Consider the following 22,576-nt stretch of genomic DNA (forward strand, 5'->3'; position numbering starts at 1 on the left):
CATATTGTCCCACTTAAGTATAGGCTTAGTATACCCTAATTTTTAGCAGGAGTGCACACAAATTTTCTTGCCAGCATATTTGTCATCAATTCTCAATGATTAAGCCCTTTTCGATACATGGAGAGTCAAGGGGGATTCGAAACAATGCCCGTCCACTTTTTAAAGTCTGACATGTTTGTCAGACTTGGAGCATAGATTTAAGTATTCTCTGAAAGTGACAGGGGGAGGTTCCTTAATGGATATTTTAAAGAAAATCGAAAAATTTAGAGAAGATGAACAGAAGCTGAAGTGGGAAGGCACCTTCGCAGAGTACTTAGAAATATTGAAAGAAACGCCTTTAGTTGCTCAATCTGCTCATTCACGTGTATACAACATGATCAGAGATGCAGGGATAGAAGAAGTAAATGGGACAAAGAAATACAATTTTTTCAGCGGTCAGTTATTTGGCCTTGAAGATTCACTGGAAAGGCTCATCGAGGAATATTTCCATCCGGCAGCAAAACGGCTGGATGTCCGTAAGCGGATATTGCTTCTCATGGGTCCGGTGTCAGGTGGGAAGTCCACACTCGTTTCTTTACTGAAGCGTGGACTTGAAAATTATTCGTTAAAAGACTCTGGTGCGATTTATGCAATAAAAGGATGCCCGATGCATGAAGATCCACTGCATCTCATCCCGCAGTATTTACGGGATGATTTCTTTGAAGAATATGGCATCAGGATTGAAGGAAATCTTTCGCCGCTGAATGTAATGAGATTAGAACAGGAGTATGGAAGCAGGATTGAAGATGTTATGGTCGAACGTATTTTCCTTTCGGAGGATAAGCGTGTTGGAATTGGAACATTCAGTCCTTCTGACCCTAAGTCACAGGATATTGCTGATTTGACGGGCAGCATCGATTTTTCGACCATTGCCGAATACGGTTCTGAATCAGATCCGCGTGCCTATCGCTTTGATGGCGAGCTGAACAAGGCGAACCGCGGGATGATGGAGTTCCAGGAGATGCTGAAATGTGATGAGAAATTCTTATGGCATTTGCTATCATTAACACAAGAGGGGAATTTTAAAGCTGGCCGTTTTGCATTGATCAGTGCAGATGAACTCATTGTGGCTCATACGAATGAAACGGAGTATAAAGCGTTCATTTCCAACAAGAAAAATGAAGCATTGCATTCTCGTATCATTGTCATGCCTATTCCATATAACTTGAAGGTTACCGAGGAAGAGAAGATTTATGAAAAAATGATTCGTGAAAGTGATGTCTCGGATGTTCATATAGCCCCGCATACATTGAGGGTGGCGGCAATCTTCAGCATCATGACCCGCCTGAAAGATCCCAAAAAGGGCGATATCGATTTAGTGAAAAAGATGAGGCTTTATGATGGGGAAAATGTTGAAGGATTTAATTCCGCAGACATCAATGAATTGAAAAAAGAATATCAGGACGAAGGCATGAGCGGAATCGACCCGCGTTACGTAATTAACCGGATTTCCTCTACGATCATACGTAAGGAGAATCCGTCCATTAATGCATTGGATGTACTTATGTCATTAAAAGCAGGTCTTGACCAGCATCCGTCCATTACGAACGAACTCCGGGAGCGGTATTTAAATTTCATTTCACTGGCACGTAAAGAATACGATGCCATTGCAAAAAATGAAGTGCAAAAAGCTTTTGTATATTCATATGAAGAGTCGGCGAAAATCCTCATGGATAATTATCTGGATAATGTCGAAGCATACTGCAATAAATCAAGGCTGCGCGATCCATTGACTGGAGAAGAAATCAACCCAGATGAAAAATTGATGCGCTCGATAGAAGAGCAAATTGGAATTTCCGAGAATGCAAAAAAAGCATTCCGCGAAGAAATATTGATTCGAATTTCAGCATATGCCCGTAAAGGGAAGCGATTTGATTATAATTCCCACGATCGTTTACGGGAAGCGATCCAGAAAAAACTATTCGCTGATTTGAAGGATGTCGTTAAGATCACCACTTCAACGAAGACACCAGACGAAAGGCAACTGAAGAAAGTGAACGAGGTCATCACGAGACTTATAGACGAGCATGGATATAATTCGACTTCAGCCAATGATTTGCTGCGCTATGTGGGCAGCTTGTTAAATCGGTAATCCATGGTTTTTTTGCTCCTGCCCCCTCATCGGGCAGGGGTTTATTACCGTTTACGGTAGGTTGGATGGATGAAAGGTGGATTAGAGGAAATCCAGAATTTCTATTGAAATCATGAATCTTTTGAAAACGGTGATTATAGTAGGCATGGGAGATTATAACTCAACAAAGCATCGGGCCCTTCTGAATGAAGGAAACCCGGTGCTATTGATTTCTATTTAGTTACATTCAAGCCATACTGTTCAATAAGTGTAATAAGTTGATTCGGTGATAGTTTTTCTTCGCTATGGTCGATTTTAATTTCCCCATCATCAACATCGATGATCGCACGTTCCACACCTTCCGTTTTCAAAAGTATGGACTCCAGATTTAAAATTGGGCCTTCTGACGTTGCTTCCTTTACATAAAGGGTTGTTGTTTGCATAGATCTTGCACCTCCTTACATTTGCTCATAATGTTTTATCTATACCCCATATTTCCATTAGATATGTTACGTTTCGGATTTGGTAATATTGGGTATCAACAAGTAGAGGTGATGGCAAATGAGCAAAGAGGAACTGAAAAAAGAACATGTACCGGAAAATAGCTCCATGGCTAAGGATTATGAAGAGATGAAAGAACTTGGAAAGCAGATGGAAAATCAAAGGACGAATGAAGAATTGAAAGAGTGGGATAAACGCCCAGGTACAGTTCAACATGAAATAGAGGAAGAGAAGGATTGACGAATACCACAACCAGAATCATTCTATCTGTGTAAAAGGGGTGTCCAGAAAACTGCTGGGACACCCTTTTTGTTGTGTTCCATTGCTTTTTTAAATGTCCTTGGAAGTCTTTTGCTGCTCCATTACTTCTGGCTTAAAGCGATCCTATTACGAATGAATGAAAAAACGAACAGACCTGAAAATCATCAGGTCTGTTCGTTTTGTTATATTCCTTATTTAGAAATAACCTTAAAGGGCTTTAACACCCCTGTCAGGACTTGTCTAGTTCATGGGCAAACATCCATTATTAATTTTGTTGTAAATTATCCTGCGTCGCTGCATAAGATAGAGTAATACTTTTCTTTTCATCCGTTTTTTCGCACTGTATTTTTCAATGGAAAACCGGAATGATGTGGGCATTCCCACACTAACTTATTATATGAAGGAATGATGAAAAGCGTGCAAACATTTTTAAGGGGGGAAGAGAATGTCGGAAGAGAATAATCAACAGTATGTAATCTCACAGGAAAATTGGACCCTCCATCGGAAAGGCTATGATGATCAACAACGTCATCAGGAAAAGGTGCAGGAAGCGATCAAGAATAATTTGCCTGATCTAATTTCAGAAGAAAGCATCGTAATGTCCAATGGCCGGGATGTCATCAAGATCCCCATTCGCTCCTTGGATGAATACAAAATTCGTTATAACTATGATAAGAACAAACATGTAGGGCAAGGCGATGGAGACAGTAAAGTGGGGGATGTAGTCGCAAGGGATGGCTCACCGTCCGATGCCGGAGCCGGTAAGGGCCAAGGTGCAGGTGACAAGGCCGGCGAGGATTATTATGAAGCCGAAGTGTCGATGATGGAATTGGAGGAGGCCCTGTTCAGTCAACTGGAACTCCCTAATCTTCAGAAGAAAGAACATGCGGAGCACACTCTTGAACATATTGAATTCAACGACATCCGCAAGACAGGCCTAATGGGAAATATCGATAAAAAGAAAACGATGATATCCGCTTTCAAACGGAACGCCTTAAGAGGGCACCCCGGTTTTCACCCTATTTATAAGGAAGACTTTAAATTCAAAACCTGGAATGAGGTTCAGAAACCTGATTCCAAAGCAGTTGTACTGGCAATGATGGATACTTCCGGAAGTATGGGGTTATGGGAAAAATATATGGCTCGAAGCTTTTTCTTTTGGATGAACCGTTTCTTGCGGACAAAATATGAAACCGTGGAAATCGAGTTCATTGCCCATCATACAGAAGCGAAAGTCGTTCCGGAAGAGGATTTCTTTTCAAAAGGGGAAAGCGGCGGTACGATTTGTTCGTCCGTATACCGAAAAGCATTAGAACTTATTGATCATAAATATGACCCTGCGAAGTTTAATATCTATCCGTTTCACTTTTCCGATGGTGATAACCTAACATCCGATAACGTCCGATGCGTTAAGCTTGTTGAAGAACTCATGAAGGTTTCCAATATGTTCGGATACGGGGAAGTCAATCAATACAATCGCCATTCGACATTGATGACAGCTTATAAGAACATCGATAATGAAAAATTCAGGTACTATATCCTTAAGCAAAAGGCTGATGTTTTCCATGCAATGAAGAGCTTTTTTAAAGATGAGGAAAGTAAGAAGTATGCTTAAAATAGGAAGAGTGGAGAGTAATTTTTTTTTCAATTCAATATAGTTGAAGGTAAAAAGGCGGACGGTTCACATCGGACGCCCTTTTCGGAATATTCGGTTTTATTTCGTATTAAGGAAATACACAAAGGCCATTGCTCAACATTAAGCAATGGCTTTTTCGCATGCACATCATTCGGATATTGAGCGAGGGTCCAAAGAATGTAAATGAGTTATCGGAATCACTTTGTACTTTAACCCAATGATAATGAACCATAATATGCAGCAACCTCCTCTAAGTATAGGTCATTTCTTTTTCTCCAAATGGAGAAGGTGAAACTTTCTTATCTGACAGAGTTTGAGGTTGATAATTTTTACTAAAGATAAGGGAGCCGCGAAATGACCGAAACGAGAAGCGAGAACGCCATATATTCCTTCTCTATTTAAACCAAAGACCACTCTCTACTTATTCGAAATTAAAATCACGGAATGGGAACCTGTCGTACCGCTATCAGTGGCTGGTATGTAAATGGCCCCGGTACAATACCGGGGCCATTGCCGTTTAGAACCTTTTATACCTTTACTGGCTTTATTGAGTCGTTACATATTCATTTTTTCCTGCACGCATTCCAACAATGAAAATAAGTGCCGATATAGCGGCCAACATCAGTAAGGGAAGAGTCCAGCTGTGTGTAATGTCATGAAGCAATCCGAATAAAACCGGTCCAATGGCAGCTAAAAGGTACCCGAATGATTGTGCCATTCCTGATAATTCCGTCGCTTCATGGGTGCTTTGTGTTCGAAGACTAAAGAACATCATCGATAAACTGAATATGGTTCCGACTCCAATCCCAATCAATATCATGCATACTGGGATGAAGAGAGTGCTTCCGGATAATATTCCGAATATCCCTGATATAAGGAAGATGACAGGCGGGACCACTAACAGACGCTGACTTTGTAAGCGCCCAGCTAAAATTGGCACAAGGAATGTTATGGGAATGACTGCAAGCTGCATGATGGAAAGCATCCAGCCAGCTTCATCAGCATTCAGGCCTTTTTGCTCCAGGATTTCAGGCATCCAGGTAATTACTGTATAGAAAATAAACGATTGCAAACCCATGAAAAATGTAATTTGCCAGGCTAAACCAGAACGCCATAAGTTAATCTTTTTATCCTTTTGCGCCGTTTGTACATCCTTACCTGAGTTGAATGGCCGTCTTAATTGCGGCATCCATAAGAAAACTGTAATAAGTGATAAAATCCCCCAACATCCAAGGGCACCAGCCCATCCCAATCCGGATGAAGAAGCAAGGGGAATGCTGATCCCAGAACCTATTGCGCCGCATAAATTCATGGAAACAGCATAGGTTCCTGTCATCAAACCGATGTTCCTGGCAAAGTTATGTTTAATCAGACTGGGTAACAAAACATTGCCTATTGCAATGGCTAACCCGATTAAAATGGTCCCTATGAACAATGTCGGCACTCCGCCAACTGAGCGTATCCCAATTCCGATCGTTAATAATACCAAGGAAAGGAAAAGTGTGAGCTCCATTCCAAAACGCCGTGCTATCCTAGGAGCAAACGGTGATAATAAAGCGAAGGAAAGCAAAGGCAATGTCGTTAATGAACCTGATAATGTATTGGAAATCCCCAAGTTATCACGGATCGAAGTGACAAGGGGTCCAACCGATGTTAAGGGAGCCCTCAGATTTGCCCCAAGAAGAATGATTCCGATGATGAGCAGTCCTAATCTGGGTTTAATATCCACTTTTCTTTGTTCTAGTTGATTTGCCGCTTGATGAATGCCCATAATCTCCTCCTTACTTACTCTAAAGATTTTTTGAATTGTGCAATGTATTCATTAACTGTTTCGATTGCCCGGTTCACATCTTGTCCGATGATGGCATCCACAAGTTTGCAATGAATGTTCAAATGAAAGTTCACATCAGAACTCATCACCACTATCTGATGGATGGATTCATGCAGGGAGTGTTCCATATGTTCGTACAAATCAATCAATAAATCATTATGTGATGAAACCATAATCGATTTATGTAACTGTATATCCGCTTCTTCGTAGGCCTTGATATCCTTTGCTTCGGCAGCTCTACTGCAGGCTGATATATGAAACCGCAATTGTTCTATATCTTCTTGATTACGTCTTAATGCCGCCAACTGGGCTCCTTCTCTTTCAAGGGCATGACGGACCTCTAACGTTTCTAATATACTTGACTGCTGGATCCTTCTTTCAAATGCTGCCCCCAAGGCACTTGATGACCTTACGAATGTCCCCTTTCCTTGTTTCGTTACTAAAAGCCCTGCATAAACAAGTGATCGTACAGCTTCCCTTAATGTATTTCTGCTAACATCGAACTGTTGGATCAAATCCATTTCAGGTGGAATTTGATTTCCTATTTTCCATTCACCTGATTCGATTAACGATTCGATTTGGGAAACCACCTGCTCTACAAGTGATAAGCGATTTGTTTTGGATATGGTCAAGATACACACCTCGAATTTGTAGGATGATTGGTTCATTGGTTATTTTAACATATGTATGTTGAAAATGGGTGTAAGGAGTATTTTAAATCCAAATTTGTTTCCCTTTTATTCTTCAGAAAAAATTGCAGTTGATTTCAGAAATCCGCTCCCTTTCCATCGTCGGTGTTAGAGTGTTTCAGATTCTCCTTTATTATTAGTTTGTAGACAAAAGGTGTTATTTCTTTTAAAACAAAGTTGATTGGAGCGGGTGTTCGAGACTCCTGCGGGAAAAGCGTGTCTAGGGGAGACCCCGCAGGCGAAAGCCGAGGAGGCTCCCCGACCGCCCGCGGAATGTGAGTGCCCTACGTTCCAATCAACGTCCAAATTGTACAAGCCATAAAAATAGACAAACTCGATTTTCATCGAGTTTGTCTACAGTCTGAAACCGACCTATTAAAAGGTCGGTTTTTCTTTAATATAAGGTACGAAGCGGGAAACTATCCGTTCCCATTTGAAAAGGGGAGCGGCGCCTGTAGGTACTCGGTTTCTTGTTTCGGTTCAATTTCGCTTAAAAATTGCAGATAACCGGTATATACCTGTGAGGCCATTCCTAAATAGTGCAATTCAGTGTGGATGATTCCCTTTCGTGGTGAATGGAGCAAATACATTTTTTCATCCCTCCTTTTAAAAGGGTAGGCCAGTTAGTACAACGATATTTATTAGGGAAAAAACCCCTATTACTAAAAATTGGATGCGCCAGGTTCAAAGGCTTCTGCAGCTCTTTCTTCTAACACCATGCGCAGTCCATTCTTGGGTCTGAGTGTAAGGGAGGGAAGGGGAGTTACATCATGATGGTCAGGTGCAAGCTTTATCCTATATCTCTTTGCAATGCAGGCCAGGACAAACACTGCTTCCATCATGGCAAAGTGATTGCCAATACAAACCCGCGGCCCTCCGCCAAATGGAAAGTAAGCGAACGCAGGCAGGCTTTTCATAAAGTTATTTTCAAATCGCTCATGGATAAATGATTCCGGTTGATCAAAATACTCTGGATTATGCTGCATCACATAAGAACTTATTAGTATCATATCGCCTTTTTTAAAGCGATATCCTCCTATTGTGACATCCTCCGTCACATCACGGGATAAGATATACAGTGGCGGGTAAAAACGAAGTGTTTCATGAATGATATTTTGAGTGTATTGTAATTTCATGAAATCTTCAGGCTTGGGTGTCCGCTGACCGATTATGCTATTGACTTCATTGAAAAGCTTGGCTTGAATTTCCGGATGCTTCGAAATTGCATACAGTGCCCAGGAAAGAGCATTTGCTGTCGTTTCATGACCGGCAAGAAAAATAGTCATTAATTCATCACGGACCTGATGGCTTGACATGCCTAACCCGTCGTCGGCATCACGGGCGTCCATCAAGATCCCTAGCATGTCTTCATGTTTTACTGTGTCGTTCTTCCGTTTTTCAATAATGCCGTAAATCACTTTATCAAGCCTTTGTATCGCCTTTTTATATTCACGGTTGGTACCCATAATGGCATACGGAAAATCTTTCTCATCCTTTTGACTGTTATTCTCAATGCAGTTTCCAGAGGTTTCCCAACGATTTCATATCCATCCTTGAATTCCATGCTGAACATGGTCTTGCTTATTATCCCGAGAGTGATGTTCATCATATCCTTCGTTATACTCCGTTCATCATCATGTTGCCAAGTTGATATATAATCCATTGTGACATCAATCATATCCTTGGCATATTGGCTAATATGAGTCTTTTTGAAAGAGGGTTGGATAAGCCTTCTCTGTCGCATATGAAAGTCTTTTTCGCTTGTAAGCAGACCTTCACCGATAAGCGGTTTTAAAAGATTGAAGTCACTGGATTTGACGAAAGATTGTTGTTTTGTTACAAGTATTTGTTTGATTAAATCAGGATTTAAAACGTGATAAACAGTTTGGAATGGTCCTAAACGGAATTTAGCAACTTCCCCATATTCCTTGGACAATCGGGTCAGGAACCCAATGGGATCTGTTGGAACTCTTTTGTATGTCCGGAAACCAGCCTGCCTTTTGGAACCATTTGAGAAGTGCGGAAGACATCATCAGCGTGGCTCAATGAAGTTTTTCCCCTTTCTTTAAAATACTTACATGTAATCATTGTATGAGGATAAGCTAAATTGGTTTGGACAAGTCGTTAAAGAAAGGACTGATAATTCTATTGAAGAAATAAAGTTACAGCGAAAAAACCCTGGATGAATATAGCCAGAGTTTTTCATGAGATCTTTAGATTAATGAAGGGGGATTCAATTCAACTTCTTTCATCATCGCCCCTATGTTGGAAACGATCATTTTTTTCATTGATGGGCCCGCCAAATTGTGCATTGATCTCCTTAACCACTTTTTCTAAAAATTCATCAGATATTATTGGATTATTTGCTTTATTGTGCATGTGTTTCTCTACAATCCTTTCTGGATATCGTGTGTTTGGAACAATCATGAAGGATATATTATCAACATAACCTCACTTATAGAAAACTATTCTTTCTCTGTTCAACTTTTTCTGCTGTAACATTTTACGGAAGTATAAACAGTTATATTTTACTTGGTGGATTATGGTAAGTGGATCATTTTACAACCAAAGGGGTCAATCCGATGTGGAAATGGCCCAATCACCTCTTTTTGGTAATTGGGCATGGTCTATATTAACTTCATTAAGGAAACAACTGCCTTAAATATTTTATTAGCTGATCACGAAGTTCAGGTCGTTTCATGGCGAAATCTATTGAAGCTTGAAGGAAGCCGAATTTATCGCCGACGTCATAACGATTTCCCTCGATGATATACGAATATAATGGTTCCTTTTCTAACAAAAGGTCTAAAGCTTCGGTAAGCTGGATCTCCCCCTTACGATCGGGCTGTACGTTTTCAAGGATTTCAAAAATCGCAGGTGATAAAATATATCGGCCAATTATCGCCTGTGTTGATGGTGCATCCTCCACTTTTGGCTTTTCCACCAAGTTTCTTACCAGAAATAAATCCTCATATCGTTCTTGGAAGTTTACGATCCCATACTTGGAGACATCGGCTGGTGATACTTCCTTACATCCGATAATGCTCGCTCGAACCTTGTTATACCGTTCCATTAACTGCTTCAAGGCTGGAACCTGGCTATCCACGATATCATCCCCTAACAGGACGGCAAAAGGTTCGTCTCCGATAAAAGTTTTGGCACATAAAACTGCATGACCCAGACCTAAAGGTTCCTTTTGCCTTACATAGTGGATATCGACCATGTTGGAAATGTTCTCCACGATCTTAAGCAGATCATTTTGACCTTTCATTTGCAGAAGCATTTCAAGCTCAATCGATTTATCGAAATGATCTTCGATGGCACGTTTGTTTTTACCCGTAACGATGATAATATCCGTAATCCCTGATTGTACCGCTTCTTCGATAATATATTGAATGGTCGGCTTATCGACAATCGGCAGCATTTCCTTTGGTTGAGCTTTCGTAGCAGGCAAAAATCGTGTTCCTAAACCGGCTGCTGGAATCACCGCTTTCCTTATCATAGCCCAGCCCCTTTTTAAGGTTCTTTTATATGCTTATTGCATTTTATGTGGTCATTGGTTGACCTATATCAAAATAGGTTAAAATAAATCCCTTAAAAAGAATAGATTTACCTCCGAAGCCAAATATTATGGATATATGAATTTAATCAAGAGGTGGATATTTTGCCAATTGAAAATAAAGAGAGAAAACAAATCCTTTTTGCCTTACTCGTCATTGTTTTATATCTTTCGCCCTTAATCATCCTTGGAGAAAATGCGCATATTCGCGTACATGATAATTTGGATTCCAACCTTGCCTGGTATAAAGTCCTTTCAGAAAGCGGTGAGTTATTCGGTGCAATTGACGCCAGAATTCCTCAGATTATGAATGGGCTGCCCCGTAATGCTTTTGGCAGTGAGTTCAGTATTATCGTGTGGCTTCATGCTCTTTTTCCAACAATGGTCGCATATGCAATAAGCCAGGCATTAACAAGGTTTATTGCATTCTTTGGTATGTATATCTTATTGAAGGAACATTTGGTTACAGGAAGACAATCAGGTTGGATTAGGGTTGGAACATCCTTAGCCTTTGCCCTTACCCCATTTTGGCCATCGGGAATGCTCAGTACACTTGGGATGCCTTTAGCCCTTTGGGCTTTTTTGAATATCCGCAGCAAGGATCATTCTTGGAAGAATTATTTGGTCCTTACACTTTTACCGCTTTATTCAAGCATCGTGCTTGGCTTTTTCTTTTTCCTTGTTGCAATGGGCTTTCTTTGGCTAACGGATGTAATCAGGGGAAAAGGATGGAATATAACGTTTCTTCTTTCGATCGTTTATATGACCGTCATTTTTGGTTTGGTGGAGTATCGTTTGGTCGCTTCATTCATTTTTGATTCGGAGCCAAACAGCAGAGATGAATATTTTCACGCAAGGCTGCCGCTCGATTGGGTCATTAAGCTTACTTTCAAAAATTTCGTTCTTGGACATACGCATGTCATGACTGTACATGCGCTTATCATCCTGCCGATTACAGTCTTTGCCCTTTATATTATTCTGACAAAAAAATTGTGGAGACAGGAAAAGGTATATGTTTTTTTATTCGGCTTGAATTTCATGCTCTCTGCGTGGTACGCATTTTGGTTTTATAAAGGCTGGCTTCCTTTAACGGAAAGGTTTCACACCCTGGATACTTTTAACTTTGCCAGATTTCACTTTTTAAGGCCGATGATCATTTACTTGGGGTTTGCCCTTGCGATAAAAATCATTTGGGAATACAGCGACTATGCTAAGAAAACCCTTTCTATTTTCATCGCCGTTCAAATACTGATTTTAATCGGTTTCAATGAGGAAATCAGCCACAATAAAAAGCCAACTTTTAAAGAGTTCTATTCAGAAAGCCTTTTTCAGGAAATAAAAGATCATATTGACCGTCCACAAGAAGAATATCGTGTTGCCAGCATTGGGCTGCATCCCGCAATCGCTCAATATAATGGATTTTACACGCTCGATAGCTATAACAATTTTTATCCGCTTTCTTACAAACATCAATTTCGTCAAATAATTGAAAACGAATTGGCTAAGAATAAAAACATCAGAATCTATTTTGATGAATGGGGAGGACGTTGTTACCTATTTACCGATGAGCTTGGGAAGCATTATATGTTCAAGAAAGGCTCGAAGAAAGAGCTGGAAAATTTGGACCTCAACATGGATGCGTTTAAAGGATTAGGCGGAACGTATATATTTTCTGCCATCCCAATCAACAACGCGAAGGAAAACGGATTGGTGCTGGATAGGGTTTTCACGAAAAAAGGAAGCGTATGGAAAATTCATTTATACAGAGTCATGTGAAAAGGGGGGAATAGAATGAATTCACCGATTGTAACGATTGTTGTACCTTGTTATAACGAAGAAAGCGTTTTGCAGGAAACCATTTCGCAGCTTTGTGGATTGATGAGGGGGTTGGTCGATGAAAACGTTGTTTCCGGTCAAAGTAAAATTTTGTTTGTCGATGATGGGAGCAAGGATCAAACTTGGAGGATCATTTACAAAGAAACGATTAATAATGAATATGTTCGCGGGCTAAAGCTTTCCCGGAATGCTGGACATCAAAATGCACTTCTGGCTGGGTTGTTTACAGCCAAGGAAGCCTCAGATTGTGTGATTTCCATTGATGCAGATTTACAGGATGATATTCAAGTCATCCCGGAATTCATTCGTAAATTCAATGAAGGATGTGAAATCGTATATGGTGTCCGCCAGAAAAGGGACCTTGATTCATTCTTTAAACGAACATCTGCAACAGGTTTTTATAAATTGATGAACAAGATGGGGGTTAACCTTGTCTATAATCATGCCGATTTCCGGCTAATGAGCAAAAGGGCGATCATGGAGTTGGAACGCTTTGATGAAACGAATCTTTTTTTACGGGGGATTGTACCGCTCATTGGGTTTAAGACGGACTCTGTTTATTATGACCGTAAAGAAAGATTGGCCGGGGAAACGAAATATCCATTTAAGAAGATGGTTGCTTTTGCACTTGATGGCATTACTTCCTTTTCAGTTACACCGATCCGGCTTGTATTATGGATAGGATGTCTTTCCTTTTTCATTAGCTTACTCTTTGGGTCTTACTTTTTATGGTTGAAATTTTATGGGCAGACCGAAACTGGCTGGACCTCATTGATCACCTCCATATGGTTGATCGGTGGACTACAGTTGATTGCTGTAGGGTTGATTGGGGAGTATATCGGAAAAATCTATAATGAATCCAAACGCCGGCCTAAATATATTGTTGATCTTGATCTATTTAATCCGCTCGATTTTAAAAAACGGGAGCAATTAGAAAATGAACGGAACAGTATTGAAAAACTATCTAAAACAAACTAACTCCTTTATCCGCTTTTTATTGGTTGGAATAGTCAATACAGCGGTTGGACTTACCATCATGCTTTTTCTCATGAATGCTCTTGAATTATCTTACTGGATCTCCACCTTTATCGGCAATGGTACGGGAGCTGTGACGAGTTTTCTTTTGAACAGGACTTTTACCTTTAAAAGCGATATAGAATGGCGGCGAGGAGTTGCCCGTTTCTTTTGCGTCATCCTGATTTGTTATTCCGCCGCTTATTCTATAGGCCAAGCCATTGCAGAATCACTGGAAGGAACCGTTCATTTATCCATACAACAAAATTTGGCTGTTCTGATAGGAACAATCTTTTATACAGTGCTTAACTATCTTGGCCAGAAATACTTTGTCTTTAAAAAAAGCAATTTGAGGCCAATTCAAGAAGGAAGGAACTAAATAGCATAGATCAGTGGAATAATGCCCCCGAAAGGAAGGGAATTAAAAATGGAATCGGAAAGCGAAATTCTGATTTTATGACTATCCAAGCTGGGGCAGATCTGTTTTACTTAATCCATCACGTTACTTCATTTTTCCTTTTGGGGAATCTATCTTTTGTTCATTGTCTTCTTGAATATCTTCCTTTCAGACGTTTACTTTCCTCCTTTCCTACCATCGAATCATGTGTTTGCATGACTTTTGTTATATAAGTCAAGAATAAAACCTCGCTTATAAATAATAATTCTATTTCTGTGCAAAATTTTCATTTACTTTTCCATTTCACGGGAGTATGATAATCAACAGTTTCATATTTCTAAATCGCTTAAACCTTATGGTGCGGGGGACCCGTTATTGGGATTGTCTTTAACAATCCAAGGGGTGAATCCTTTAAAAGGTAGGGCTACTCTTAGGTCCGAATCCGACAGCTAACCTCGTAAGCGTTATATGAGAAGGAAGGTGGAGCTTGTTAGACAAAAAAAATTGATGTCTACAGGTCTATTTAGCTATGACTTGTAGGCATTTTTGTGTTTCGTCTCGTTTTTTTGCGACAGCTGGGAAACATAAACTTATAAATTACATGGTGGTGAATTCTTGATGTTATCTTCTATAAAGAGGTTCTTGATCGGGAGACCTTTAAAATCAAATGCACTTGGTGAACAAAAGCTTAACAAAACAAAGGCGTTGGCGATATTATCTTCAGATGCATTGTCTTCGGTTGCATATGGGCCGGAGCAAATATTGATTGTCCTGATCACGGTCGGTGCTGCGGCATTCTGGTATTCAATCCCTATCGCGATTGGAGTATTGATCCTGTTAACCGCTTTAATTTTGTCCTACAGACAAATCATTTTCGCTTATCCACATGGCGGGGGAGCCTATGTGGTTTCAAAAAACAATTTAGGTGTCAACCCAGGGTTGATAGCTGGAGGATCCTTATTGGTCGATTATATATTAACTGTCGCGGTAAGTGTATCCGCTGGTACGGATGCCATCACGTCCGCTTTTCCCGGCCTGCATGATTATAATGTCCTCATAGCCATTATTTTCGTCATCCTACTTACTATCTTGAACCTTAGGGGGGTTACGGAATCGGCATCTGTCTTGGCCTATCCGGTGTACCTATTCGTTTTAGCCTTGTTCATCTTGATTGGGGTTGGGATTTACAAGATTCTGACAGGAGGAGTCTCACCGGAATTGCATGCGTCAATCGGTACTCCGGTAGCCGGCATCAGTTTATTTATACTGCTAAGAGCATTTGCATCAGGAAGCTCCGCATTGACAGGAGTCGAAGCGATTTCCAATGCAATCCCGAACTTTAAAGATCCAGCACCGAATAATGCTGCGAAAACATTAATAGCGATGGGTTCCTTACTAGCTGTTTTGTTTTCGGGAATCGTATACTTAGCCTATTATTTAAGCATTGTTCCTAGCGCAGAGGTAACGGTCGTCTCCCAGATTGCTGAAGAGATCTTTGGACGGAATTTCATGTATTTCTTCATTCAAGGTACAACTGCATTGATCTTGATACTTGCGGCAAATACTGGATATTCGGCTTTCCCTTTGCTTGCGGTAAATCTGGCGAAGGATAAATTCATACCAAGGGCGTTTACGATAAGAGGGGACCGTTTAGGGTATTCCAATGGAATTATCATACTTGGACTTGCATCCATCATCTTGATAGTCGCAGTTGAAGGACATACGGAAAATCTCATTCCGCTTTATGCGGTTGGTGTATTCATCCCATTTACGTTATCCCAGACCGGGATGATTGTTAAATGGATTCGCGAAAAGCCAAAAGGCTGGATGATGAAATTAACCATTAATTCAATTGGTGCCATAATTAGCTTTATCGTCACGATGATATTCTTTTTAACCAAATTTATTCAGGTTTGGCCTGTTTTGATTTTTTTACCTATCATCATTTTAATTTTTCATCGAATTAGAAAGCATTATGAAGCAGTTGGAGACCAACTAAGGATTACAACATGTGAGCCGATCTTACCAATCGAAGGAAATATCATCATTGTACCTGTTGCGGGTATAACTCATGTGGTTGAGAACTCTTTAAATTATGCAAAATCTCTATCTGCACATCAGGTCATTGCCGTTTATGTCGCTTTTGAAAGAGAAGATGAAAAGAAATTCGAAGAAAAATGGAAAAAATGGCAGCCGGATGTAAGGCTCGTTACACTGAATTCGTATTACAGAAGTATCATTCAGCCACTAACTAAATTTGTGGATACAGTAGAACATAAGGCTAGTGAATCCAACTATAAAGTTACGGTGATCATCCCCCAATTCATTCCGAAGAAGGGCTGGCACAATATACTTCATAACCAATCAAGTTTACTGATTAAGGCCTACTTGCTTTATAGAAGAAATGTGGTTGTTGCGACAGTGCCATATCATTTAAAGAAGTAAGTTCCATATCTAAGAAAAGAAGCAGACCTACATAAGGTTTGCTTTTTTTCTAATCTTTATAAAAAAGTCAGCAGTAACTTACGCTGCCGATATTGAGTATGAACATTCATTACCAGCTCATTAATTTACAGTAACTATGAAGCCCGCACGATAAAAAGGATTTGCAGTAAGATGTGGGGATACTTCCTCTTTTAAAGTTTTAATTAATGTTAATATAAACTTTCCCCATCTTCATTATCCGAACGACGGCTGTTTGGGAAAGTCATTATTTCAAAGTCGATGATGATTCGGAAATGGACATGCAACTCATCAAAATGGTGGCTAGCATCAATCAGTATCATTAAAAAGGGCTGAGTCTGCAGCCCTTTTTGTGTTGAACACTACTTTAGGGGAAACACTTCATAAAATTACCAAGGGTCAATTCAAATAATGCGAACATATTAAGAAGACAAAATGAAATTTCCTGCTTAATTTTGAACTTACATATATGGGGGTTGTAAATGGATATATTATTAGCTCTCTTGCCGGCATTATTCTGGGGAAGCATCGTTTTATTTAATGTGAAACTCGGGGGTGGACCCTATAGTCAAACACTAGGTACAACGATTGGCGCCTTGATTTTTTCAATTGGTGTTTATATTTTTGCCGATATTAAGCTGTCACTTTTGGTGTTTGGTGTCGGAGTCGTATCTGGATTGTTTTGGGCCGTTGGACAAGCTAATCAGCTTAAGAGCATTGATTTAATGGGAGTTTCTAAAACAATGCCGATTTCAACAGGATTGCAGCTCATTTCAACCACTTTATTCGGGGTCATCGTTTTTCATGAATGGTCTACAATGAAAGCAATCATTTTAGGCGTCTTGGCATTAGTTTTCATTATTATAGGAATCGTCTTGACCTCATTGGAAGATAAAGAATCGAAAGAGGGCAAATCGGGAAACTTGAAGAAAGGAATTGTTATTCTCCTCATCTCGACATTCGGTTATTTGGTTTATGTGGTCGTGGCCCGTCTTTTTGATGTTGATGGATGGTCAGCATTGTTCCCTCAAGCGATCGGGATGGTGATAGGCGGTCTGTTATTGACTTTTAAGCATAAACCGTTTAACAAATATACGATTCGTAATATCATTCCGGGATTGATATGGGCTGCAGGGAACATGTTTTTATTCATTTCCCAGCCACGTGTGGGAGTGGCCACTAGTTTTTCACTTTCGCAGATGGGCATAGTCATCTCAACCCTTGGCGGGATCTTCATTTTACGTGAAAAGAAAACGAAGCGCCAACTAATTGGAATAGTAATTGGGATTATCTTGATCATCATAGCTGGGATTATGCTGGGATTGGCAAAAAGTTAATTGGAGGGTGATTACATGTATACAGATTTAGAAGGTAAGGTCGTTGTCATAACCGGATCATCCACTGGTTTAGGAAAAGCGATGGCCATTCGCTTTGCTAAGGAAAAGGCAAAGGTCGTTGTTAATTATCGCACTAAATCAGAGGAAGCGGATAGTGTAATGGAAGAAATCAAAACAAATGGCGGGGAAGCCATTGCAGTAAAAGGCGATGTCACCGTTGAAGAAGATGTTATTAACCTTGTTCAATCAGCGATAAAGAATTTCGGGAAACTTGATATATTCATCAATAATGCAGGGATTGAAAATCCGGTTCCATCTCACGAGATGCCGTTAAGCGACTGGAATAGGGTAATCGATACTAACTTAACGGGGAATTTCTTAGGCTGCCGCGAAGCTATCAAGTATTTTGTCGAGAACGATATTAAAGGGAATGTAATTAACATGTCCAGTGTACATGAGATGATTCCCTGGCCTTTATTCGTTCACTATGCAGCTAGCAAGGGCGGGGTGAAGCTGCTTACGGAAACCCTGGCTCTTGAATATGCACCAAAAGGGATCCGCGTGAACAGCATTGGTCCCGGAGCCATCGCCACGCCAATAAATGTCGACAAGCTTGAAGACCCCGAAAAGAAAAAGGACCTTGAAAGCATGATTCCGATGGGTTATATCGGAAAGCCTGAAGAAATTGCCGCGGTTGCTGCATGGCTGGCATCTTCAGAGTCCAGTTATGTAACGGGCATCACTCTATTCGCTGACGGAGGAATGACAAAATACCCTTCATTCCAAGCGGGTAGAGGATGAGTTTTGTTTAATTCCTCTTTTATGATGCAACAAGAATCCCAGCAGGATCAAGCCTGCTGGGATTCTTGTGTAAAGCATTAACGGGTATGATGATTATACCAGCTAATGAAATTATCGACGACCGTATCGATAAACTGGACAGTCGGCTCATGTATAAGGCTGCCTTCGTTATCGATTTTGTCATGCACTGCACCAACATATACTTCATTCCCAGGAAGGAGTGGGGAGGAGATGCCTATTGCGAATAAAATTTCACGCAAATGCAATTGAGCTTTTACCGTCCCTAATTGCCCCATTGACGCACCCATGATCCATGATGGTTTGCCGATCAAGACTTTATCGACACGTGATAACCAATCAATTGCATTGCCCAATACACCTGGAATCGTCCCGTTGTATTCAGGTGTTACCCACAAGACTGCATCTGCTTCGGCCACTTTGCTTTTAAATTCCTTTACAACCAATGGAGGATCATTTTCAATATCTTGATCATAAAAAGGTAAATCCCGAATGTTCAAGATTTCGAGATCAAAACGATCTTGATATTTAGTTTGAATATATTTGGCTAGCTTAAGGTTGTATGACTCTTTACGGATACTTCCCACTATGGCAACAACTTTCATCTCCAATACCCCCAATGATTTTATAATGGATAATCATGTAAATATGTTCCACTTCCCTATTATAATTGGAATGTAATTGAAAGGGAAAAAGGATGCTTGGGAAATAATCATTCGGCGGATGGCCCTTCAATCACACCACGATGAAAATGTCTTTCCATGACATACCCAAAAAAGGAGGCAAGCATTTGTTGAAACAGCATGCCAAGTACAACGGGTACCGCAACGGCAGCAGGGAAATAGGTGGTTGCAAGAACGGCTCCAGCACTGATGTTTCGCATACCGCCTGTAAATGTCAAGGTGATGATATCCGCCTTTTCCCATCTTAAACATGCACCGACCATCCAAGAAAGGGCATAACCTGAAGCGGCTATGAAAAAAACCAAGAAGGCCATGATCATTATTTTCTTGTCGAAATGGGTTAAGAAAGGCGCTATTTTTGAACTGTTCAATATGACTACGATTCCAACGCTTATCTTTGAGAATGGAGCTAATCGTGGAGATAGTGTATTTTGTATCTTTCCTTTTGTGGCCTGATTCAAGAACATGGCAAGCATGGAGGGAAGAACGACCATTCCGATTAATCCTTTCACTATCGATTCCAAATCCATTTCGATCGAACCGCCTCCGAAAAAGGAAATGCTGTATGGGACGATGAATGGCGAGAGTAGGGTGTCGATTAAGATGATGGTTAGGGCAAGTATGGCATTACCCTTATAAATGGATACCCAGATCATACTGGTGACACCGGTTGGAATCACTACAGCGAGGACTAGGCCGGTAATTGTGAAAGCATCACCATGAAATACTAAATGACCGAGGCCAAAAGCCCAAATTGGCATAAGCATATGAAGGATGATCAATACGATGAAAACGGGTAAAGGGTGGGTGACTGCCTGTTGCAGAGATTTAAAGTTAGAGCCTAAACTCCCGGAAAATGTAATGAAGGCAAATATCCATGGAACAAGAAAGGTGTAATCCATTAGATGTTCGGACAATAATACCCCAATAATCACGCTTATCGGCGTGATGAGAGGCATGACTTTATCGAGTTGTTCATTTATTGTTTTCAGCATCATTCATCCACTTCCTCATCCATTCTATTAAGTAAGTTTACCATATTCCAAAACATATAATTTGTAAGACAAGAATTTTGTCAATTTATTTTTGAAGATGGTGAAATGCATTTAATGTAAGACTATATAAAATAGGCCAAGTGGGATGCTAATATATCCATTCTTTTTGTGTTCTCCATTACTTTCGCTGCTATGAAACAAAAAGGGCTGCAAGCTTTCCCTGATGGATGGTTTTATAAGGAGGTTTTTAGGCAGGATTGTTCGATGTAACGTTGTATATTCAATGAAAAATAGTTTAAAGTAGAGGAGAGAGGTGAAAGAAATGGCAGAAAAGGTTTCCAGTATAATGTGGTTTAGTCTTGCAGTACAAGCCCTGCTTGTTCTTGCTGATCATGATGGATTATGCAATAGTAATAAATTGGCCGTTAAGCTTGATTCGGAGTCAGGTTTTCTTAGAAAAATATTAAGTAATTTAGTGAAGGCAGGGCTGATTCAAGCGAAGGAAGGAAGAGATGGGGGATATTCACTTGCCAAAAATCCCGAACAAATCATCCTTGCAGATATATACTCTGCAATTAAATCCGAACCTTTTTCAAAAGGCTTTCTTGATGTGAATGCTAAAAAATGCTTTCAACCATCTTCCCGCGAAGCTTTATGTGGCTTGAAAAACGAGATGGAGAGCTGGATTATACAAGGCTTGGAACAAAAGACGATTGCTGATTTACTTTCAAAATCTTGATGTGAAAAACGAAACTGCCAGGGTTTCGTTTTTCTTAAACTGTATTTGACAAAAGAACAGTATGCATTATATACTGTTCCTATAATAATTACAGTTAAATGGGGGTCATTATCAATGACAAAAAATATAATGAGTAAAGAAGAGTACCTGAATAAAGCTAAAGAATTGAATGTACCGCTTGAAAAGCCGAAAGTCCTTAATGATACGGATTTCATTACGGTAGCAAAAGAACGGAGATCTGTTCGCCAGTACGATGCTGAATACGTGATGACTGAAGAGGAAATTCGTGAAATCCTGGAGATTGCGATTCAAGCTCCGTCTTCTTCCAACTTACAGCCATGGAGATTCCTTGTGATTCAAGATAAGCAAACCCAACAAGAATTGCTACCCATCGCAAATAACCAACAACAAATCGTCGATGCATCTGCTGTCATTGCCGTTTTAGCTGATATAGAAGGTTACAAAAGTGCAGAACGGATTTATGGTGAATTAGTCAATAAAGGGATCATGAAGAATGAAATCAAAGAGCCATATGTAGCCTCTATTCTGCATAATTACGGCAACTTTTCCGCTGAGAAGGCTTTAAGCGTAGCCATGATTGACGGTGGCTTGGTTTCCATGCAGATCATGTTGGCTGCAAAAGCAAAAGGATACGATACAGTCCCAATGGGAGGGTTCGATGAAGCCAAATTTGTGGATGCGTTCAATGTACCGGAAAACTTCAAACCTGTCATGTTGATTTCCCTTGGAAAAGGAACTAAAGCAGGCTTTGAAAAAGTCCGTTTGCCACTCGATACTATATTGACTTGGAATAAATTCTGAGGAACAAAACTAAGAAAAAGGATAGCTAAAATCGCTATCCTTTTTCTCATGGTTTGAGATTGGCTCTGAAAAATCATTTATTCTCGCGAGCAATAAATGAATGTGTTACAATTTTTCCAGATATTTCTTTGGAATGTCTCCTCTAAAAATCACCGACCGGCAAATTAAGCTAATGAATTCTTTTTGGCGCTGCTAGCCAAAATACAGCAATTATCGTGGGTTTAGCCGTTGACAATGGATGGGAGGGAGTCCGTGTGAAGAATATGAAAAGTGAAGTGTTCTCGTGGTTGAAAGCTATCTTATTCGCTTTAATGATCGTGTTCATTTGCCAACAGTTTTTATTTACGCCAGTCACGGTAAAAGGTGAATCGATGGAGCCGACTTATGAAAATGATGACCGGATCGTGGTAGCTAAAATCGGAAAGCCGGAGCGTTTCGATATGGTCGTATTTTATGCTCCGGACGCGGAAGAGAATTATATAAAAAGGGTGATCGGTTTACCAGGGGACAGCGTCGAAATGAAAGATGATGTCTTATATATCAATGGGAAAAAGTATACAGAACCATATTTGAATACAAAAAAAGGAGAAATTCCACCTGAAGAGAATCTGACGGAGAATTTCACCCTAAGTGATTTACTCGGGAAATCCAAGGTACCTGTCGGTCATTTATTTGTCATGGGGGATAATCGAAGGAATAGTTGGGATGGAAGAAGATTTGGTTTTATTTCTGAAAAATCACTTGTGGGCAAGGTGAAATTTCGCATCTACCCTTTAAATGAAATGGGAGTGCCGAAGTGAAACGACCACAGTGAATTCAAGTGAAAGCCTGGATGATAATGATATGGACTAAGTTGTATTTATAGCAGATGATGGATAAGAGCC

22 protein-coding genes and 1 riboswitch are annotated in these 22,576 nt (G+C 40.2%); of the genes, 12 read left to right on the forward strand and 10 right to left on the reverse strand.

Annotated features, from left to right (window positions below; translation table 11 throughout):
• The first annotated feature begins 235 nt into the window (after positions 1–235).
• On the forward strand, positions 236–2,131 hold the full coding sequence (locus tag AC0VX1_RS04460; protein WP_034315159.1) for a PrkA family serine protein kinase: 1,896 nt from the start codon (positions 236–238) through the stop codon (positions 2,129–2,131).
• 212 nt (positions 2,132–2,343) lie between these two features.
• On the opposite strand, the gene AC0VX1_RS04465 is transcribed toward AC0VX1_RS04460, so the two are convergent.
• Positions 2,344–2,553 (reverse strand): metal ABC transporter ATPase, encoded by a 210-nt coding sequence (locus tag AC0VX1_RS04465; RefSeq protein ID WP_034315156.1) that lies wholly within the window; start codon positions 2,551–2,553, stop codon positions 2,344–2,346.
• 118 nt (positions 2,554–2,671) lie between these two features.
• Between AC0VX1_RS04465 and AC0VX1_RS04470 the strand changes: the two genes are divergently transcribed.
• Complete coding sequence (locus tag AC0VX1_RS04470; RefSeq protein WP_034315155.1) at positions 2,672–2,851, forward strand: hypothetical protein; 180 nt, start codon at positions 2,672–2,674, stop codon at positions 2,849–2,851.
• 466 nt (positions 2,852–3,317) lie between these two features.
• Positions 3,318–4,487 carry a sporulation protein YhbH gene (gene yhbH / locus AC0VX1_RS04475; RefSeq protein ID WP_057275627.1) on the forward strand — a complete coding sequence of 390 codons (1,170 nt, stop codon included), beginning with the start codon at positions 3,318–3,320 and terminating at the stop codon, positions 4,485–4,487.
• A 565-nt stretch (positions 4,488–5,052) separates the two neighbouring features.
• Here yhbH and AC0VX1_RS04480 read toward each other — a convergent pair.
• The 7 genes from AC0VX1_RS04480 to galU all read right to left on the reverse strand — a co-directional run bounded on the left by AC0VX1_RS04480 (position 5,053) and on the right by galU (position 10,530).
• Positions 5,053–6,279 carry a CynX/NimT family MFS transporter gene (locus AC0VX1_RS04480; RefSeq protein ID WP_475470076.1) on the reverse strand — a complete coding sequence of 409 codons (1,227 nt, stop codon included), beginning with the start codon at positions 6,277–6,279 and terminating at the stop codon, positions 5,053–5,055.
• Between the two features lie 14 nt (positions 6,280–6,293).
• Positions 6,294–6,971, reverse strand: a complete 678-nt coding sequence (locus AC0VX1_RS04485; protein WP_413022323.1) for a FadR/GntR family transcriptional regulator — start codon at positions 6,969–6,971, stop codon at positions 6,294–6,296.
• A gap of 476 nt (positions 6,972–7,447) precedes the next feature.
• Positions 7,448–7,618 carry a hypothetical protein gene (locus AC0VX1_RS04490; RefSeq protein WP_156404290.1) on the reverse strand — a complete coding sequence of 57 codons (171 nt, stop codon included), beginning with the start codon at positions 7,616–7,618 and terminating at the stop codon, positions 7,448–7,450.
• A 72-nt stretch (positions 7,619–7,690) separates the two neighbouring features.
• Positions 7,691–8,494 (reverse strand): cytochrome P450, encoded by an 804-nt coding sequence (locus AC0VX1_RS04495; RefSeq protein ID WP_475470079.1) that lies wholly within the window; start codon positions 8,492–8,494, stop codon positions 7,691–7,693.
• On the reverse strand, positions 8,443–8,964 hold the full coding sequence (locus AC0VX1_RS04500; protein WP_475470080.1) for a cytochrome P450: 522 nt from the start codon (positions 8,962–8,964) through the stop codon (positions 8,443–8,445). Before AC0VX1_RS04500 ends, AC0VX1_RS04495 begins: the two co-directional genes overlap by 52 nt.
• 302 nt (positions 8,965–9,266) lie before the next feature.
• Complete coding sequence (locus tag AC0VX1_RS04505) at positions 9,267–9,407, reverse strand: hypothetical protein (RefSeq protein ID WP_156404291.1); 141 nt, start codon at positions 9,405–9,407, stop codon at positions 9,267–9,269.
• 262 nt (positions 9,408–9,669) lie between these two features.
• Complete coding sequence (galU, locus tag AC0VX1_RS04510) at positions 9,670–10,530, reverse strand: UTP--glucose-1-phosphate uridylyltransferase GalU (protein WP_034315138.1); 861 nt, start codon at positions 10,528–10,530, stop codon at positions 9,670–9,672.
• Positions 10,531–10,698: 168 nt separating this feature from the next.
• Between galU and AC0VX1_RS04515 the strand changes: the two genes are divergently transcribed.
• The 6 genes from AC0VX1_RS04515 to AC0VX1_RS04540 all read left to right on the forward strand — a co-directional run bounded on the left by AC0VX1_RS04515 (position 10,699) and on the right by AC0VX1_RS04540 (position 18,435).
• A complete protein-coding gene (locus AC0VX1_RS04515; RefSeq protein ID WP_328129778.1) occupies positions 10,699–12,363 on the forward strand; it encodes a DUF6044 family protein in 1,665 nt (554 codons plus the stop codon).
• A 15-nt stretch (positions 12,364–12,378) separates the two neighbouring features.
• Entirely contained in the window at positions 12,379–13,401 is a 1,023-nt protein-coding gene (locus AC0VX1_RS04520) for a glycosyltransferase family 2 protein (RefSeq protein ID WP_475470083.1), read from the forward strand.
• Entirely contained in the window at positions 13,361–13,816 is a 456-nt protein-coding gene (locus AC0VX1_RS04525; protein ID WP_413022316.1) for a GtrA family protein, read from the forward strand. The genes AC0VX1_RS04520 and AC0VX1_RS04525 overlap by 41 nt, the downstream gene beginning before the upstream one ends.
• Positions 13,817–14,167: 351 nt before the next feature.
• A riboswitch (cyclic di-AMP (ydaO/yuaA leader) is annotated at positions 14,168–14,314 on the forward strand.
• 138 nt (positions 14,315–14,452) lie between these two features.
• Positions 14,453–16,279, forward strand: a complete 1,827-nt coding sequence (locus AC0VX1_RS04530; RefSeq protein ID WP_057275633.1) for an APC family permease — start codon at positions 14,453–14,455, stop codon at positions 16,277–16,279.
• Between the two features lie 500 nt (positions 16,280–16,779).
• A complete protein-coding gene (locus tag AC0VX1_RS04535) occupies positions 16,780–17,634 on the forward strand; it encodes a RhaT/GlcU family sugar-proton symporter (protein ID WP_475470087.1) in 855 nt (284 codons plus the stop codon).
• Between the two features lie 15 nt (positions 17,635–17,649).
• Entirely contained in the window at positions 17,650–18,435 is a 786-nt protein-coding gene (locus AC0VX1_RS04540) for a glucose 1-dehydrogenase (protein ID WP_413023826.1), read from the forward strand.
• Between the two features lie 77 nt (positions 18,436–18,512).
• On the opposite strand, the gene AC0VX1_RS04545 is transcribed toward AC0VX1_RS04540, so the two are convergent.
• A complete protein-coding gene (locus AC0VX1_RS04545) occupies positions 18,513–19,058 on the reverse strand; it encodes an NADPH-dependent FMN reductase (RefSeq protein WP_106026744.1) in 546 nt (181 codons plus the stop codon).
• A 107-nt stretch (positions 19,059–19,165) separates the two neighbouring features.
• Complete coding sequence (locus tag AC0VX1_RS04550; RefSeq protein ID WP_475471702.1) at positions 19,166–20,131, reverse strand: bile acid:sodium symporter family protein; 966 nt, start codon at positions 20,129–20,131, stop codon at positions 19,166–19,168.
• Positions 20,132–20,453: 322 nt separating this feature from the next.
• On the opposite strand from AC0VX1_RS04550, the gene AC0VX1_RS04555 reads away from it, so the two are divergent.
• The 3 genes from AC0VX1_RS04555 (at position 20,454) to lepB (ending at position 22,492) form a co-directional block, all read left to right on the forward strand.
• A complete protein-coding gene (locus AC0VX1_RS04555) occupies positions 20,454–20,870 on the forward strand; it encodes an RrF2 family transcriptional regulator (RefSeq protein WP_057275636.1) in 417 nt (138 codons plus the stop codon).
• A 114-nt stretch (positions 20,871–20,984) separates the two neighbouring features.
• Positions 20,985–21,692, forward strand: coding sequence for a nitroreductase family protein (locus AC0VX1_RS04560; RefSeq protein ID WP_413023824.1), 708 nt, complete (start codon positions 20,985–20,987; stop codon positions 21,690–21,692).
• Positions 21,693–21,955: 263 nt separating this feature from the next.
• Complete coding sequence (gene lepB / locus AC0VX1_RS04565; protein ID WP_034315582.1) at positions 21,956–22,492, forward strand: signal peptidase I; 537 nt, start codon at positions 21,956–21,958, stop codon at positions 22,490–22,492.
• Positions 22,493–22,576 lie beyond the last annotated feature (84 nt).

Source organism: Peribacillus sp. QJM3NY_7, from assembly GCF_056173225.1.